Source organism: Paraburkholderia sp. BR14320 (genome assembly GCF_040948665.1).
GTDB lineage: Bacteria > Pseudomonadota > Gammaproteobacteria > Burkholderiales > Burkholderiaceae > Paraburkholderia > Paraburkholderia youngii.
The window spans coordinates 61561-78448 of sequence record NZ_JBFPKG010000011.1 but is presented as its reverse complement, the minus strand read 5'-3'; the positions used below and the strand labels follow the sequence as shown (position 1 = coordinate 78448).

Genomic DNA, 16888 nt, shown 5'->3' with positions numbered 1-16888 from the left:
GGCGCAATACTGTTTCCACGACGACGGCAACCGCCGTCGCGCAACAGACCAAGGAGCACTGCCATGTTGAACTGGATCGATTACCGCAAGGAACTGTTCGGCCGTATCGGCGAAATGTCGAAACTCGCGCCGGAGAGCGTGAAGGCGTATCAGGCGATGTCGAGCGCCGGTCAGAAGACCGATCTGCTCGGTGCGAAGACGCGCGAGCTGATTGCGCTCGCGGTTGCGGTGAGCCTGCGCTGTGACGGCTGTATCACGGTCCATACGGCCGAGGCGCTGAAGCACGGCGCGACCCGCGAGGAAATCGCCGAAGCGCTCGGCGTCGCGATGGCGGTCAACGCGGGCGCGACGCTGGTGTACTCGGCTCGCACGCTGGACGCGGTCGCCGCGCATACGCAGGGGTAAGCGAGTCGATGATGAGCCGGGGCGCTCGCTAAATCATCGTTTGGCGTAACACGCCGCATCGGCCGATCATGTTCGGCGATGCGGCGCGCGGCCTTTGTTGAAGCAATTGATGAAGCGCGTATCAGCCTGCTCGCGACCTTTCGTCAGAACTGGATCGTCGTGCGCAAGCCGAGAACCGCTTCGTTCCTGATGCGCTGGGACGAATCGTCCGGGTCCGGAATCCCGCCGCCCGGCCGCCAGAAGTACTGGAAGTCCGCTTGCAGCATCCACCACGGCGCGACCTGGTATTGATAGGTGGCTTCGAGCACGGTCTCCGCGCTGCGCGACGGATAGCCCGGCGTGTACAACGCCTGCGCGCTCGCCAGATTCTGCGCGTGCGAGCCGATCTTTGCATAGCCGAGCGCGAGCCCGACCACATCGTTGTCGCGGCCCTTGAACGGCGCCTTTAGCGTGACGCCCGCGTTGACGCCGAGATCGACCAGATTGCGATCGCCCGGCGCACCCATGATGCGAGCGAACACGCCGACCGACTGCGGACTGTCGGGGCCCGCGCGCCACACCATCTGATCGGCGACTGCGTAGAAGCTGTAGTTGCCGCGATGACTCGTCGGCACGCCGTTGCTCGCCGGATTCGCCAGCGACAGGCCGCCGGTGTCGAAACCCTGATCCGCGAAGTGGTTGCTGTTGTACCAGAAGCCGAGCTTGTAGGTGCCCGGCAGGCCAGCCGGCCTCGGATCCGAAGAATTCGCCGACGGCTGGTTGATCGCGTACTGCAATTCGCCGATCACGAGCGCGCCGTTGCCGAGATTGAAGTTCGTGCCGCTCGCGTTGAGCTTTTGCGGATCGCCGACGCCTGGCGCCGGATTGCCGTCGAATACGCCGCCCAACACTGTGACGCCGTTCGCGAACGATGCGCGCGCCCTCACACCGAGCGACGACAGCGGATAGGCCGGCCCGCCCGCGGGCAGATCGACGGCCGGCAGCACCGGCCAGCCAAACGTTGCGTTCATGAAGGTGGCTGCGTACTGGCTGACCATGAACTCCTGGTCGAGACTCTGCTGGCCGATCTTCACATCGACGTTGCCGAGCGACTGCTGATACCACAGTTCCCACAGACGGGTGGCGGCGTCGGCTTCGATCCCGCTCGCGGTTTGCAGTGTTTGCAGATTTCTGGCGGTCAGGCTCGTGCCGTGAATCTGCAGACCGGAGACATTGAAGGTGCCGCCCGGCAATCCGAAGGCCTTTTCCGTATCGACGACGAGTCCGAACCCGGTCAAGCCTTGATAGGCACCGCCGCGATTCGTGCCGCCCGACAGGTGGCCCATGTACTCGCTGGTCTCCTGCAGATTGAACGTCACACCGTAGTTGCCGAGCCAGGGACGCAGGCCGCCCATTTCGCCGAACAGGTTCGAGCGCTCCCATAATCCGCTCGGCGCTGCGACGGTCTGATCGGCGGGCGCCGCGTTGTCCGCGGCGCCGGGAACCGGTGCGGCCGGTGCAGTCGATGGTGCTGTTTGCGCAGGCGTGGCTTCGCCGGGTGTCTGCGCGAACCCGCAAGGAACGAGGCCGAGAGAAAGGACCGCAGTCACCGCGATGGAACCGCCGGAGCCCAGTAGTCTGCGCTTGTCGATATTTTTCATCGGTTATTGGGGATTGGAGTTATGGGCGGATCGCTCCGTCGTGATTCGCACATGCGCACCGAGGTGTGCGAAAGATCCGGCAAACAGCAAGCGCAAATGCGAAAGCACAACCGCCTGAGCAGGCAGGCTCGCAGACGACGATCAAAAAAGAGCAGGCGTGCTACAGAAAACCGGCAGCAAGGCCGCTTGGAATTGAAGCGCGCTAACCCGACTTGGGGCGAGTTAGCGGCGAAGGAGTGAACCTGCGGCGACTATCTCGCGGTGGTGCTGCCGGCGCTGGCCGGCATCGGACTTCCGCTTTCTGGACAAGGGTCCATGGACGACTCCTTCGATACGTTGGGGCGGATTGTATTGACATGCTCCGCAAAAGCGCAAGTAAAAATCGCGCAAAGACGACATCGGGTTCTTGGGGGCTCGCGCAATGATTCTCAAACTCGTCGGGCAAGCCTTCGTTGAAAAATGTTGGCTCTGCTTACAGAACCAGGTTGACTCCGGGTTTTTACCGCGTCTAGAATTCGCCCGTCTTCCCGAATGAGGCTGATGCCTTGGACACCTGCAGTAGTCAATCTTCGAACAGTTTCACTGCCTGACCGGCAGAACGTCCGCGCCCTCTTCCTCGCGCCGCCGTTCCGCCAGCAGGCAGAACGGTGCGCGCCGTAGCAAAGCTCCTTCGTGCACCTCGATCATTAGCGCCATGTGGACGCGGCCTTCGCTCGTCCGCACTGGCACGCCCTCGCAAGCCTTCTGGTTTGCGGCCGACGCTCGCCCCTACCCGCGCCTGCTCACGGGTTCGGGCGAGTCCGGCAGAACCACGCTGCGCGCCTGCGCGCAGTTCAACCCGACGAGGAGCCGACATGCCCGACGGTGACAGTTGTTGTTTATGCCCCTTGCCTTCAGCCTTACAGAAGGAAAGCAGCTAGCATCCTGACGCCGCGCCAAGCGTGCGACGTTGGACCGTCTGCCCGCTTTCCGCTTGCCGCGTCGCACACGACGCGCGGAGAAACGTCATGAATTTCGCTCTGCTTTTGCCGCATCTGCCTTATCGCAACGAGTCGCGTGCTCACTACGAGTCGCTTCTATCGCTCGCTCCGGTCCGATCGAATCGGCTCGCCACGCTGTGGCGCCGCATCGGCTCGCTGTTCTCTTAAGTTCTGCCAAGCTGGTGTCACGAATCAACGCCATCATCGAAAGATTGTGGTGTTGCCTCGTCGTGACCGTTGTTTGCTGAACAGTCCTTTTATCAACTTGCAATTCGTCATGTTCCAACTCAACGATCCGTCGCGAATCGATGCGCAGGCGACCACCCTGTACGGCGTCACGACTTCGCTGCTCACAAATACTCACGGCCACGGAGGTGATTGATGGAGTTCGGTTTCAATCTGAACCGCACCGCCAATGCATCCGCCCGGCGGCTGCTTCCAAACGGCTGGGACTTCGTTGCCTTTCCGCTGATCATCTGCCTGATCGCGATGGCGTCGATCGGCTTTCACGAGACGCTCGCGCCGATGTCGACGCTAAAGACCCAGGCGATCTCGCTCGATCCGGCCAACCTGCCCGAGTACGCGATGCGCACCACGCTGCGCATGCTCGCGGCGATGGTCGCCTCGCTGATCTTCACGCTGGTCTACGGCACGCTGGCCGCCAGGAGCCGCCGCGCCGGCCTCGTGCTGGTGCCGATTCTCGACATCCTGCAGTCGGTGCCGGTGCTCGGCTACATCTCGTTTACGGTGACCTTCTTCCTCGCGATGTTCCCGGGCCGTGTGCTCGGCGCCGAGCTCGCCGCGATCTTCGCGATCTTCACGAGCCAGGCGTGGAACATGACGTTCAGCTTCTACCAGTCGCTGCGCACGGTGCCGCGCGACCTCGATGAAGTGTCGCGCGGCTTTCACCTGACCTCGTGGCAGCGCTTCTGGAAGCTCGAAGTGCCGTTCTCGATGCCGGGCCTGATCTGGAACATGATGATGTCGATGTCGGGCGGCTGGTTCTTCGTGGTGGCTTCCGAAGCGATTACGGTCGGCAACAACACGATTACGCTGCCGGGCATCGGCGCCTACCTGGCGCAGGCGATCAGCGACAAGAACCTGCACGCGATCGGCTGGGTCATCCTCGCGATGACGGTCGTGATCCTCGCCTATGACCAGCTGCTGTTCCGTCCGCTCGTCGCGTGGGCCGACAAGTTCCGCATGGAGACCACGAGTTCGGGCAACGCGCCGCAGTCCTGGCTGCTCGACATGATGCGGCGCACACGTCTGATTCACCAGTTGCTGACGCCGGCGGGCGTGATGCTCGCGAGCACCGCGCGCATCCCTTTGCGTGTGCCTTTCGCGAGCGTCCGGCGTGCCAGCCGAGCGCGCAGCGACACGTCGACACGCGTCGCAGACATCGTGTGGGCCGTGCTCGTATTCGTGCTGACGGTCTATGTGATCTATCGCGTCGTCGCCTATGTGCGTACCGGCGTGACGCTCGACGAGGTCGGTCACGTGTTCCTGCTCGGGCTCATCACGCTGCTGCGCGTCGCCGTGCTGATCGCGATCTCGTCGCTGATCTGGGTGCCGATCGGCGTGTTGATCGGCCTGCGTCCGGCGCTCGCCGAGAAGGTCCAGCCGCTCGCGCAATTTCTCGCCGCGTTTCCCGCGAATCTGCTGTTCCCGGTATTCGTGATCGTGATCGTGCGCTTTCATCTGAATCCGGATATCTGGCTGTCGCCGCTGATCGTGCTCGGCACGCAGTGGTACATCCTGTTCAACGTGATCGCGGGCGCGACCGCCTATCCGAACGACTACCGCGAGGCGGCCACCAATTTCCGCATCCGCGGCTGGCAATGGTGGCGCCAGGTGATGCTGCCGGGCGTGTTCCCTTACTACGTGACCGGCGCGATCACCGCATCGGGCGGCGCGTGGAACGCGAGCATCGTGTCCGAGTTCGTCCAGTGGGGCGATACCAATGTGGTCGCACACGGCCTCGGCGCCTATATCGCCGAGACGACCGCCGCCGGCGACTTTCCGAAAATCATCCTTGGCGTCGCCGTGATGGCGCTATTCGTCACGCTGTTCAACCGCGCGCTGTGGCGCCCCCTGTATGCCTTCGCCGAATCAAGGCTCCGACTCGACCAGGAGTGAACCCATGCAAAACGTCATTCAAGCCATTCCCGCCGACCTGCCACAGTCGTCGCCGCGCCTGGGCGCGCAAGTGCTGAACATCGAGCACGTGAGCCGCGGCTTCCATAAAAATCAGAGCGAGCTGCTGGTGCTCGACGACGTGAATCTGACGCTGCGCGAGGGCGAGATCGTCGGACTGCTCGGCCGCTCGGGCTCGGGCAAGTCGACGCTGCTGCGTATCATCGCCGGTTTGATCCGGCCGACGAGCGGCAATGTGACCTATCTGGGCAAGCCGCTCGACGGTCCAGCCGAGGGCGTCGCGATGGTGTTCCAGACCTTCGCGTTGTTTCCGTGGCTGACGGTGCTGCAGAACGTCGAAGCGGGGCTGGAGGCGCTCGGCGTCGGCGTCGAGGAGCGGCGCACGCGCGCGCTCGCGGCGATCGATCTGATCGGCCTCGACGGCTTTGAAAACGCGTATCCGCGCGAACTGTCGGGCGGCATGCGCCAGCGCGTCGGCTTCGCACGCGCGCTCGTCGTCGATCCGACCATCCTGCTGATGGACGAGCCGTTCTCCGCGCTCGACGTGCTGACCGCCGAAACGCTGCGTACCGACCTGCTCGACCTGTGGAACCAGGACCGCATGCCGATCAAGTCGGTGCTGATCGTCACGCACAACATCGAGGAAGCCGTGTTCATGTGCGATCGCATTCTCGTACTGTCGTCGAACCCCGGGCGCGTGGTGGGCGAGACCGTGGTGCCGTTCGCGCATCCGCGCAACCGGCTCGACCCGGATTTTCGCGCGCTCGTCGACGAAATCTACGCGAAGATGACCGCGCGCCCCACTGGAGCCGCGGCCAGGCGCGAACTCGAACCCGGCAGCTGGTTGCCGAACGTGTCGACGAACCTGATGGCTGGTCTGATCGAAACCCTTGCGGCAGCGCCCTATAACGGCCGCGCCGACATGCCCGAGATTGCGCGCACGCTGCAGCTGGAAGTCGACGACCTGTTCCCGATCGCGGAGATGCTGCAGTACCTCGGCTTTGCCGAAGTCAGCGAGGGCGACGTGTTTCTCACGCCGCCCGCGCATCGATTCGCCGAGGGCAGCACGCAGGAGCGCAAGATCATGTTCGCCGATCATCTGTTGCAATGCGTGCCGCTCGCCGCGCGAATCAGGAAGGTGCTCAACGAACGGCCCGGACATCGCGCGCCGCGCGTGCGCTTCGAGCAGGAACTCGAGGACCTGCTGTCCGACAGCGCGGCGCAGGAAACCCTCGATGCGGTGATCGACTGGGGCCGTTACGCGGAAATCTTCTCGTACAACGACAAGACGGAAACCTTCAGTCTCGCGGATGTCGAGACCTGAGCGGGGACCGAAACGACATGGCCGCGGATAACCTGACGGAGGTGCTCCGCGGCCATTTTTCAGTTCGCACCGACCTTCACGGATTGATCTCGCCCGCACCGTGCCGGCCACGCAGCCGCGCGGCGATGCGGCCGAACGCGTACCACTGCTGCGCGATCAGCCCATCCCCATACGAGCGCGCGGTGCCATGCGGCGCGGGCAACTGATCGCGGATGCCGGTCGGCTCGACGGCGCGCGCCCACGACGCGGTGCCGAACAGCATGTCCCACCACGGGAACAGCACGCCGAAGTTGCAGCCGTAGCGGGTGCCTTCGTGGCCATAGCCAATTGCATGATGCCGCCGATGAAACGCCGGGCTCACGATCAGCCGTTCGAGCAGCCATCCATACGCGAGGCGCGCATTCACGTGCTGCACGCTCTGCATGAAATTGCCGAGCGCGACGAGCACGACGAACTGGTTTGGCTGCACGCCGATGAATAGCGCAATGGCCGCAAAAAACACCGCTTGCAAGATGTCGTCTAAAAAGTGATTGCGGTCGTCGGCCCACAGCGACATCTGCCGCTGGCTGTGATGAACCGCATGCAGTTCCCACCACACGCCGAACCGATGTTGCCAGCGGTGACACCAGTAGCCGGCGAAATCGAGCGCGATCAGGTAGATCAGAAACGACACGAGCGGCTGATCGGTGACGCCCGGCCACAAATCATCGACCTCGATTTTGGGCACGTCGTGGATCGCCATCAGGCTCTGCCAATGGTTGAAGAACGGCTGTAGCAGAAAGAAGAATGCAAGATTGATGATGCCGAGCTTGGCGATCCACGTGTAGATCACGTCCGCGCGCAGCGCCCTGCGGTCCGACCATGTCTCCACCGGGCGCAGCGCTTCGAGCGGGCGCAACAGCAGATACGACACGACTATCTGCAACGCGCCGACGATCACCCAGTAGAGCGCGTCGTAAGTGTCTTCGTCGTAGCCCATCAGATTGAAGCGGTAGAAGATCGGCTGGACCACGTCGACGTACAGCAGCGTCTGCAGGGCTGAGATGCCGTTGTCGAGTTGAGCGGCGAGTTCGTGAAACATGTAAAGCCTTTCGGGTTGCCTCAGTCGGGATTGGGTGCGTAGACCGGCGCGCGGTTGGCGAAATACAGTCCGTGCGGCGAGCGCCCCACCGCGATCGTATCCACCAGCCGATGCGTGCTCAGATCGATGACGCCGACGTGCCTCGCGAAGCGGAACGTGACCCATAGATAGCGCCGGTCCGCCGATAGTTCCATGTCGTCAGGGGCCGGCATCAAACCGGTGATGTCGGCCACTTTGGTCAGCGTGTTGTAATCGAGAATGCTGATCGTGTTCTCCACGCGATTCGACACGGCGATGTGCTGGCCATCGTCGAGATTGCGGAAGTTGTGCGCGCCGCGGCCCGTGTGGATCTTCTTCACGAGTTGGCGGTTTTTCCAGTCGACCACCGCGACATTGTCTTCACCCGTCATGCCGACGAGCAGATACCGATCGCCCGGCGTCATCCAGAGTCCGGCTGGCGTCTTGCCTACATGCAGCTTCCACGACACTGACTGTGTCGGCAGATCGATCGCCGCGACCTCGCCGGTGTCCTGGAGCGTGACGAACACGGTGCGGTTATCGGCTGAAAAGGTCAGGTGGCTCGGTGTCTTCGCGAGCGCAATCCGCTTCGTGAGCGTCACGCTCTCGCCATCGTAGTGATAGATATCGATGCGATCGAGCCGCAGGCCCGCGGTGACGAACCACTTGTGGTCGGGCGAAAAGCCGAGCTGGTACGGATCTTCGATGCCCTCGACACGGCGTTGCACCTGGCCGCTGTGCGGGTCGACGAACATCAGGTCGTTCGAAATCGCATCCGCGACGATCAGCGAACGGCCATCGGGCGTGATCATCAGATGATGCGGTTCCTTACCGGTCGGCTCGGTGCCGATCACTTTGTGGGTGACGGGATCGATCAACGTGAGCTGCGCTTCGCCGGAGTCGAGCACGATCACGTTGTCGGCGGCGTGGGCGAGATGAGGCGTTGTCAGCGAACAGCAAGCCAACGCCGCGAAAGCGCCGGCTTTTGTAATCGAAGCGAATGCGAATGTCACGAACCGGATAGGAGTCTGAAATACGACACGTGGGCATCGGTGCGGCCGATGCGGAAGACGACCTGCCGTATGAAGTCTACGCGCAATCGCGTGGCAAATGTGATGACCGTCGCCGCCGCGCGAGCATCAAATTCGCGCGGCCCAACGAAGACGATTCAGGCTTTCCTCAGCGTTCGCGAGAACGCCGTCGCGCTATCGCTGCACGACGTGCCGAACCTCGGCCAGTTGTTGCCGGCGCTGCTCGCCCTGCCGCTCCAGCATCCAGCCCGGATACTCGGCTGGCAGCGCGCTGACCTCGGCGAGCTTCGCGAGCTCATCGGCGGATAACGCGACGTTGGTCGCCGCGATGTTGTCGTCGAGCTGCTCGATTTTCTTCGCGCCGACGATCACCGTGCTGACGACACGCTGATGCAGCAGCCACGCCAGCGCGATCTGTGCGACCGACACGGTCTTCGCCGCGGCCATCTCGCGCATCACGTCGATGCAGTCGTACGCGCGTTCGCGATTGACCGGCGGAAAATCGAAAGTCGTGCGACGGCTGCCCGCTTCGCCCTGCTGTTCACGTCCGTATTTGCCGCTCAGAAAACCGCCCGCGAGCGGACTCCATACCATCAGGCCGAGGCCTTCGCTTTGCAGCATCGGCACGAGTTCGCGTTCGACATCGCGGCCCGCGAGCGTGTAATACGCCTGCAGCGTTTCGAAGCGCGCGGCGCCGAGCCGCTCGGCGATGCCGAGCGCCTTCGCAATCTGCCATGCGGCCCAATTCGACACGCCGACATAGCGCACGTGGCCGTGCTGCACGAGCGTATCGAGGGCGCGCACGGTTTCTTCGATCGGCGTGGCCGGATCGAAACCGTGGATCTGATACAGGTCGACGTGATCGAGTTGTAGACGCTTCAGGCTCGCCTTGATGCCGTCGAGGATGTGATAGCGCGACGCGCCGCGCGCGTTCGCGAACTCGCCCGTCTGGCCGAACACCTTGGTCGCGATCACGACCTTGTCGCGCGGCACTTTCAGATTCTTCAGCGCGTTGCCCGTGATGAGCTCGGACAGGCCGCCCGAGTAGACGTCGGCCGTGTCGATGAAATTGATGCCCGCGTCGAGCGCCCGGCCGACCAGCCGCTCCGCGTCGCTTTGCTGCAGATCGCCGATCTGCCGCCAGATGCCTTCGCCACCGCCGAAGGTCATCGTGCCCAAACACAACTCCGATACAAACACACCGGTACGGCCCAACTGGTTATATCGCATCGTCGACGCTCCATCGTGGGGACAGGGAGAATTGTGAAGCGTACTGCAAATGCCGGAGGCTGGCAGGACGGGCGCACGCGGCGAGACTACGAATTCCAGCAGTTACGCAACGCCCAACGCGCCGCACACGAGCGCCGAAAACCTGCGAGACTGACCGCTATTGCGTCGTCAGCGTCGAATGGCCCGCAACCGCAAAAACGGGCGACATTAGCGGGTACTGATCCAGCCGCCCCCACTGGATATCCCCCGCGCCGCCCTCATCTACACGAGCATGACTTCGGCAAAAACTTCCGCCGCACTCGACGCGGCGCCCCGCTCCCGCAAGGCCCGCTCCACTGCGAGCGCGGCGCAGCCCGTCGCACCCGCCTTACCGCCAGCCCCGCAGGCGCTCGCCGGCTTTCACCCGGCCGTTGCCAACTGGTTCCAGAAAACCTTCACCGCCCCGACCGACGCACAAGCGGCCGCCTGGCCGCAAATCCGCAGCGGCCGCTCGACGCTGGTCGCCGCGCCGACCGGCTCCGGCAAGACGCTGACAGCGTTCCTGTCCGCGCTGAACGACCTCGTGTCGCAAGGCCTCGCGAACGACGGCGCGCTGCCCGACGAAACGCTGGTCGTCTACGTGTCGCCGCTGAAGGCGCTGTCGAACGATATCCGTCTGAACCTGCAACTGCCGCTGCAAGGCATCGCCGCCGAACTCGACGCGCTCGGCCTGCCGCCGCTCGACATCCGCACCGCCGTGCGCACCGGCGACACCACGCAGCAGGAACGCAACGCGCTGAAAAAACGCGCGCCGCACATTCTCGTGACGACGCCCGAGTCGCTGTACGTGCTGCTCGGCTCCGATTCGGGCCGCCGCATGCTGGCGACGGTGCGCACGGTGATCGTCGATGAGATTCACGCGCTCGCGGGCAGCAAGCGCGGCAGTCATCTCGCGCTGAGCCTCGAGCGGCTCGACGCGCTTTGCGAGCGACGCCTGCCGCGTATCGGGCTGTCGGCGACGCAAAAACCGGTCAGCGCGGTCGCGCGGTTTCTGGTCGGCGGCGCGAGTCTGGATAGCGCCGTGCCGGCCGAATGCGCGGTGATCGACGTCGGCCACGTTCGCGCGCGCGACCTCGCGCTCGAGATCCCGCCGGTGCCGCTCGAAGCGGTGATGGCCAACGAAGTGTGGGAGCGCGTCTACGACCGGCTCGCCGAGCTGGTCGCGCAGCATCGCACGACGCTCGTCTTCGTCAACACGCGCCGCATGGCCGAGCGCGCCGCCCGCCATCTGACCGAGCGGCTCGGCAAGGACGCGGTCGCCGCGCATCACGGCAGCCTCGCGAAAGAACATCGTTTCGACGCCGAACAGCGCCTGAAACGCGGCGAGCTGCGCGTGCTGATCGCGACCGCGTCGCTCGAACTCGGCATCGATATCGGCGACGTCGATCTCGTCTGCCAGATGGGTTCGCCGCGCGCGATCGCGCCGTTCCTGCAACGCGTCGGCCGCTCGGGGCACCACGTCGGCGGCATGCCGAAGGGGCGGCTGTTTCCGGTCTCGCGCGACGATCTGCTCGAATGCGCGGCACTGCTCGATTGCGTGCGGCGTGGCGAGCTCGATGCGTTGCGCATCCCGCGCGCGCCGCTCGACGTGCTCGCGCAACAGATCGTCGCGGAGGTGTCGAGCGCCGAGTGGAGCGAGGATGCGCTGTTCGAGATGCTGCGGCGTGCCGCGCCGTACGCGGATCTGCCGCGCGAGCAATACGACGCGGTGCTGCGCATGCTCGCCGAGGGCTACACGAGCCGCCACGGTCCGCGTGCCGCGTATGTGCATCGCGATGCGGTCAGCGGCACCTTGCGCGGCCGGCGCGGCGGCAAGCTGGTCGCGGTGACCTCCGGCGGCACGATTCCCGAAAACGCCGATTACGCGGTCGTGCTCGAACCGCAGGCGCTCAATATCGGCACCGTCAACGAGGACTTCGCGGTCGAAAGCCTCGCCGGCGATGTATTCCAGCTCGGCAACGCGTCGTACCGGATTCTGCGCATCGAAAGCGGCCGCGTGCGGGTCGAGGATGCGCAAGGCCAGCCGCCGAACATTCCGTTCTGGCTCGGCGAGGCGCCGGGACGCAGCGACGAGCTGTCGTTCGCGGTCGCGAGATTGCGCGAGCAGGTCGAAGCGTTGCTGACGGAGGGCGAGACGCAAGCAACAACGGCAACCGCCGTAGCCGCACGCGAACCCGAGCCCGCCGCGCCGCGTCTCGACCACGCTATCGCCTGGCTCGCCGACAACCTCGCGCTCAGCGAGCCGGCCGCGCGCCAGATCGTCGAATACCTGACGCGCGCCCGCGCCGCGCTCGGCGTGCTGCCGACGCAGAGCACGCTCGTGATGGAGCGCTTCTTCGACGAATCGGGCGGCACCCAGCTCGTGATCCACTCACCGTTCGGCAGCCGCGTGAATCGCGCGTGGGGGCTCGCGCTGCGCAAGCGCTTCTGCCGCAGCTTCAACTTCGAGCTGCAGGCCGCGGCCACCGAAGACGCGATCGTGCTGTCGCTGACCGGCAGCCACTCGTTCGTGCTCGACGATGTGTGGCGCTATCTGCATTCGAACAGCGCCGAGCATCTGCTGATCCAGGCGCTGCTCGATGCGCCGTTGTTCGGCGTGCGCTGGCGCTGGAACGCGACGACCTCGCTCGGCCTGCCGCGCTACACGGGCGGACGCAAGACCGCGCCGCAACTGCAGCGCATGCGCAGCGAGGATCTGCTCGCAAGCGTGTTTCCCGAGCAGGCCGCGTGTCTGGAGAACATCGTCGGCGAACGCGAGGTGCCGCGCCACCCATTAGTCGACCAAACCATCGACGACTGCCTGCACGACGCGATGGACAGCGAACGCTGGCTCGCGCTGCTACGCCAGATCGAGCGCGGCGAGCTGCGGCTCGTCGCGCGTGATCTGCCGGCGCCGTCGCCGCTCGCCGCCGAAATCCTGACCGCGAAGCCCTATGCGTATCTGGACGACGCGCCGATCGAGGAGCGCCGCACCCAGGCAGTGCTGAACCGCCGCTGGACCGACCCGGAAAGCGCCGACGATCTCGGCGCGCTCGACGCCGCCGCGATCGACAGCGTGCGCGACGAGGCCTGGCCACAAGCTCGCAACGCCGACGAAATGCACGAAGCGTTGACGGGCCTCGCGTGCATCACAGAAACCGAGGCGCGCACACAGGAGGATTGGCCCACCCTGCTTGCGGCATTGGCGAAAGCCGGCCGGGCGACGCGCTTGCCGCTGGCCGCGCAAGCAGACGCAAGCACGGGCAACCACAACGTCAGCGAAGGCGCACTGTGGCTGCCCGCCGAACGCGTGACCTGCTTCGAAGCGCTCTACCCCGGCATCGCGCGTAGTCGCTATGAGCCGCCGCTGAGCGCGCCGAAGGGCTACACCGAAAGCTGGAGCGCCGACGACGCGCTCGTGGACGTGCTGCGCGCGCGGCTGACCGGTTTCGGCCCGCAGACGGTCGACGCGATCGCGCGCCCGCTCGGTTTGCCGGCCGACCGGATCGAACCGGCGCTGATCCGTCTCGAAGCCGAAGGTTATCTGTTGCGCGGGCGCTTCACGCCGCACACGAGCCACGAAGAATGGTGCGAGCGACACCTGCTCGCACGCATCCACCGCTACACGGTCAAGCGGCTGCGGCGTGAGATCGAGCCGGTCGAGCGGCACGACTTCATGCGCTTCCTGTTCGAATGGCAGCATCTGACGCCGACCACGCGCGCCGAAGGCCGCGACGCGCTCGCCGCCGCGCTGGACCAGCTCGAAGGCTTCCAGGCCGCGGCCGGCGCATGGGAGGAGGACATCCTGCCCGCGCGGGTGCGCGCCTACACCAGCAGTTCGCTCGATGAGCTATGCCGCGCCGGCAAGATCGTCTGGACCCGCCTGACCGAGCGGGCGCGCGGCGCAGCCGGTCCGGTCCGCGGCACGCCGATCGTGCTGCTGCCGCGCGCGCAGTTGCGCGCGTGGCGCGCGCTGCTCGATCCGGCGCGTCAGGTCGAGTTGTCGGCACTCGCGCAAAGCGTGCACGACACGCTCGCGCAACACGGCGCGATGTTCTTCGACGAACTGCTCGCCGAGGTGCGCGTGCTGCGCATGGAGCTGGAAAACGCGCTCGGCGAGCTGGTCGCGGCCGGCCTCGCGAACTCGGACAGCTTCGCGGGTCTGCGCGCGTTGCTCAAGCCGGTCGCCAAACGCAATGCGTTTTCCAGCAGCCGACGCGCGCGAACGAGTGCGCTGATCGGCGGCATGGACGACGCCGGGCGTTGGGCGCTCGTCAGCCGCCCGTCCGCCGTCGCGCCGGAACATCCGTCCGAGCGACGGAGTCAGTTGCCGCCCGAGGTGCTCGAACACGTCGCGATGACGTTGTTGCGCCGCTACGGCGTGGTGTTCTGGCGCGTGCTCGAACGCGAGGCCGAATGGCTGCCGCCGTGGCGCGATCTGTTGCGCGTGCTGCAGCGGCTCGAGGCGCGCGGCGTGATCCGCGGCGGGCGTTTCGTCAACGGGCTCGCGGGCGAACAGTTCGCGCTGCCCGAGGCGATTCCGCTGCTGCGCGAGGTGCGGCGGCAAGCGAACGACGGTGCGCTGATCTGCGTCGCGGGAACCGATCCGCTGAATCTCGTCGGCACGCTGCTGGTCGGCGACAAGGTGCCGGCCGTGGCGGGCAACCGCGTGCTGTATCGCGACGGCGTGGCGGCGGCCACGCTGGTGGCCGGCAAGTTCTGGTTCGACGCGGCGCTCGACGCCAATCCGATCGAGCGCGAACGCGCCCGCGCGCTGCTCACACATCGCTTCTAACGACGTCACCGTGGCGTCGTTTCGCCACGCCATCATGCCGCCGCGCGCGGCCGCGCCGGCCCGTGCCCAGGGTTAGCAAAACGTTAATGTTTCTTCGCTCGAATTGTCACGCTTAGATACAATGGGGCAGTTTCACTTTAGTATGAGGAAGACCGTCTGCCGCCGCCCGCCTTGATACGGACCGCCGGCACTCTCCGGGGATTTCATGAGCGACGAGCTACACGACCAGGTGCTTCACGCGCGGTTCGGCACGAGCAGCCCTCGCTGGCGCCTTGCGGCGGCGAGCGACACGCTGGAGATCGTGCCGGCCCACGGCCACGCGGCTGTCGGCGTCGCCATTCCCCTCACCTCTTCCCAAGCCTCCCAGGTCCGCGCGCTGAGCGGCGTCACCTCGCACGTAGTCGTCGACGTGCAGCTGGACGCCGCGCCGCTGCGGCTGCATCTGGTCGGCAAGAAACTCGATTGCCATCGCTGGGGCGGCACCGCCTCGACCCATGCCGACACCGAATCCGTCGCGCGCGCACTACTGCACGGTCTGTCGTTCGCCGAACAGGTCGTCTCCGAGGTCAATTCGGTCGTCGTCATCGTCGACCGGCACGGCCGGATACAGCGCTTTAACCGGCTCGCCGAGGAGCTGACCGGGCTCAAGGAAGAGGACATCATCGGCCGCAGCGTCTGGACGCTGTTCATGTCGTCCGACGACGGCGCGGTCTCGAACCAGGTCAGCGCGCACTTCTTCAACCGTGGCCAACCGTACGAGATCGAACGGCGCATCAAAACGGTGCATGGCGAGCGGCTATTCCTGTTTCGCAACAAGTTCGTGCGCAGCGGCAGCGGCATCGAAGACCAGTTCCTGATCTGCTCGGGCACCGACATCACCGAGCAACGGCTCGCACAAGACCGTCTGATCGAGCAGGCCACCACCGACCCGCTCACCGGCCTCGCCAATCGCAATGCGATCCAGGAGCGCATCCAGATCGCGATCGAGCAGGCCGCGCCCGGCGAAACCATCGGCGTGCTGTTTCTCGATCTCGACAACTTCAAGAAGGTCAACGATCACTACGGCCACGTGTTCGGCGACCGGCTGATCTGCGATGTGTCGGACGCGATCCGCAACTGTCTGAATCCGGGCGACTCGCTCGCGCGTCTCGGGGGCGACGAGTTCATCGTGCTCGCCGCGAAGGGCTCCGCGCATGGCCTGGAAAACACCGCGCAGCGCATTCTCGATCGCATGCGCATGCCGTTCGCGGTCGGGCTCGTCGAGGTCTACACCGGCTGCTCGATCGGCATCGCGCGTTGGCCCGAGCACGGCGAAACCCTCGAATCGCTGATCCGTTCGGCCGACACCGCAATGTACGTCGCGAAGGACGAAGGCAAGCGCACGCATCGCGTGTTTTCGCCGGACATGAACCGTCGCGTCGCTGAGTTCATGTGGCTCGACACGAATCTGCGCCGCGGGCTCGAGGAAGGCCAGTTCGCGCTGCACTATCAGCCGAAGCTGAACCTCGCCACGGGCGCCGTGCAAGGCGCGGAAGCGCTGGTACGCTGGAACTCGCCGGAGCGCGGGCAGATCATGCCTGCGGAATTCATCCGTTATGCCGAGGAATCGGGTTTGATCGGCGTGCTCGGCCGCTGGGTGATGGAGACCGCCGCGAAACAGGCGGCCCGCTGGAAGGCGGCCGGCTATGACCTGCGCGTCGCGATTAACGTGTCGGCGCGACAGCTCACGGATACGGCCGTGGTCCGCCATTTCACCGAGGCGTTGCAGCATGCGAGTCTCGATCCATGCCTGATCGATCTCGAGTTGACCGAAAGCTGTCTGATCGAAAACGAAGCGGCCGCGATCGAACTGATCAAGCAGTTCCGCCAGCTCGGCGCGCAGGTGCATCTGGACGACTTCGGCACCGGCTACTCGTCGCTGTCGCAACTCGGCCGTATTCCGCTCGACGTGATCAAGCTCGACCGCAGCTTCACGCGCTCGATCCACGCTGACATGAAGGCACAGGCGCTGGTGCGCTCGATGGTCGCGGTCGCGCAGGAACTCGATTTCCAGGTCGTCGCCGAGGGGATCGAAACCGAAGCGGAAGAAGCCTTCATGAAGGGCCTGGGCGTCGATTACGTGCAGGGCTTCCTGTACGCGCGGCCGATGCCCGCCACCGAGTTCGAGCGCTGGCTGCTCGATCGGCGCAAGCTCAGGCTGATCGCCTGA

Annotated in this window: 10 protein-coding genes; 6 read left to right on the top strand and 4 right to left on the bottom strand. The window is 65.1% G+C overall.

All coding sequences use genetic code 11. The annotated features are described in order from the left end of the window. The first annotated feature begins 63 nt into the window (after positions 1-63). Positions 64-405 carry a carboxymuconolactone decarboxylase family protein gene (locus AB3X89_RS13580; RefSeq protein ID WP_368583739.1) on the top strand — a complete coding sequence of 114 codons (342 nt, stop codon included), beginning with the start codon at positions 64-66 and terminating at the stop codon, positions 403-405. Positions 406-548: 143 nt separating this feature from the next. On the opposite strand, the gene AB3X89_RS13575 is transcribed toward AB3X89_RS13580, so the two are convergent. Next, positions 549-2045 carry a carbohydrate porin gene (locus AB3X89_RS13575; protein ID WP_368583738.1) on the bottom strand — a complete coding sequence of 499 codons (1497 nt, stop codon included), beginning with the start codon at positions 2043-2045 and terminating at the stop codon, positions 549-551. A gap of 1007 nt (positions 2046-3052) precedes the next feature. Between AB3X89_RS13575 and AB3X89_RS13570 the strand changes: the two genes are divergently transcribed. From AB3X89_RS13570 to AB3X89_RS13560, 3 genes are all read left to right on the top strand, one after another. Further along, positions 3053-3193, top strand: coding sequence for a hypothetical protein (locus AB3X89_RS13570; protein ID WP_368583737.1), 141 nt, complete (start codon positions 3053-3055; stop codon positions 3191-3193). A gap of 213 nt (positions 3194-3406) precedes the next feature. Next, a complete protein-coding gene (locus tag AB3X89_RS13565; RefSeq protein WP_368583736.1) occupies positions 3407-5164 on the top strand; it encodes an ABC transporter permease in 1758 nt (585 codons plus the stop codon). A gap of 4 nt (positions 5165-5168) precedes the next feature. After that, complete coding sequence (locus AB3X89_RS13560) at positions 5169-6506, top strand: AAA-associated domain-containing protein (protein WP_368583735.1); 1338 nt, start codon at positions 5169-5171, stop codon at positions 6504-6506. A 76-nt stretch (positions 6507-6582) separates the two neighbouring features. On the opposite strand, the gene AB3X89_RS13555 is transcribed toward AB3X89_RS13560, so the two are convergent. The 3 genes from AB3X89_RS13555 to AB3X89_RS13545 form a co-directional block, all read right to left on the bottom strand. Beyond that, the gene (locus tag AB3X89_RS13555; RefSeq protein ID WP_368583734.1) at positions 6583-7587 is read right to left on the bottom strand and encodes a sterol desaturase family protein; all 1005 of its coding nucleotides are present in this window, start codon (positions 7585-7587) and stop codon (positions 6583-6585) included. 20 nt (positions 7588-7607) lie between these two features. Continuing rightward, entirely contained in the window at positions 7608-8597 is a 990-nt protein-coding gene (locus tag AB3X89_RS13550; RefSeq protein WP_368583817.1) for a YncE family protein, read from the bottom strand. Positions 8598-8810: 213 nt separating this feature from the next. Beyond that, entirely contained in the window at positions 8811-9866 is a 1056-nt protein-coding gene (locus AB3X89_RS13545; protein ID WP_368583733.1) for an aldo/keto reductase, read from the bottom strand. Between the two features lie 271 nt (positions 9867-10137). Here AB3X89_RS13545 and AB3X89_RS13540 point away from each other — a divergent pair, with 271 nt between their 5' ends. Next, entirely contained in the window at positions 10138-14679 is a 4542-nt protein-coding gene (locus AB3X89_RS13540) for a DEAD/DEAH box helicase (RefSeq protein WP_368583732.1), read from the top strand. A gap of 205 nt (positions 14680-14884) precedes the next feature. Beyond that, the gene (gene pdeR, locus AB3X89_RS13535; protein WP_368583731.1) at positions 14885-16888 is read left to right on the top strand and encodes a cyclic di-GMP phosphodiesterase; all 2004 of its coding nucleotides are present in this window, start codon (positions 14885-14887) and stop codon (positions 16886-16888) included.

Bases quoted from the DNA above. Each gene is read 5' to 3' on its own strand.
- AB3X89_RS13580 (WP_368583739.1), top strand. From the start codon at position 64: ATGTTGAACTGGATCGATTACCGCAAGGAACTGTTCGGCCGTATCGGC.
- AB3X89_RS13575 (WP_368583738.1), bottom strand. From the start codon at position 2,045: ATGAAAAATATCGACAAGCGCAGACTACTGGGCTCCGGCGGTTCCATC.
- AB3X89_RS13570 (WP_368583737.1), top strand. From the start codon at position 3,053: ATGAATTTCGCTCTGCTTTTGCCGCATCTGCCTTATCGCAACGAGTCG.
- AB3X89_RS13565 (WP_368583736.1), top strand. From the start codon at position 3,407: ATGGAGTTCGGTTTCAATCTGAACCGCACCGCCAATGCATCCGCCCGG.
- AB3X89_RS13560 (WP_368583735.1), top strand. From the start codon at position 5,169: ATGCAAAACGTCATTCAAGCCATTCCCGCCGACCTGCCACAGTCGTCG.
- AB3X89_RS13555 (WP_368583734.1), bottom strand. From the start codon at position 7,587: ATGTTTCACGAACTCGCCGCTCAACTCGACAACGGCATCTCAGCCCTG.
- AB3X89_RS13545 (WP_368583733.1), bottom strand. From the start codon at position 9,866: ATGCGATATAACCAGTTGGGCCGTACCGGTGTGTTTGTATCGGAGTTG.
- AB3X89_RS13540 (WP_368583732.1), top strand. From the start codon at position 10,138: ATGACTTCGGCAAAAACTTCCGCCGCACTCGACGCGGCGCCCCGCTCC.
- pdeR (WP_368583731.1), top strand. From the start codon at position 14,885: ATGAGCGACGAGCTACACGACCAGGTGCTTCACGCGCGGTTCGGCACG.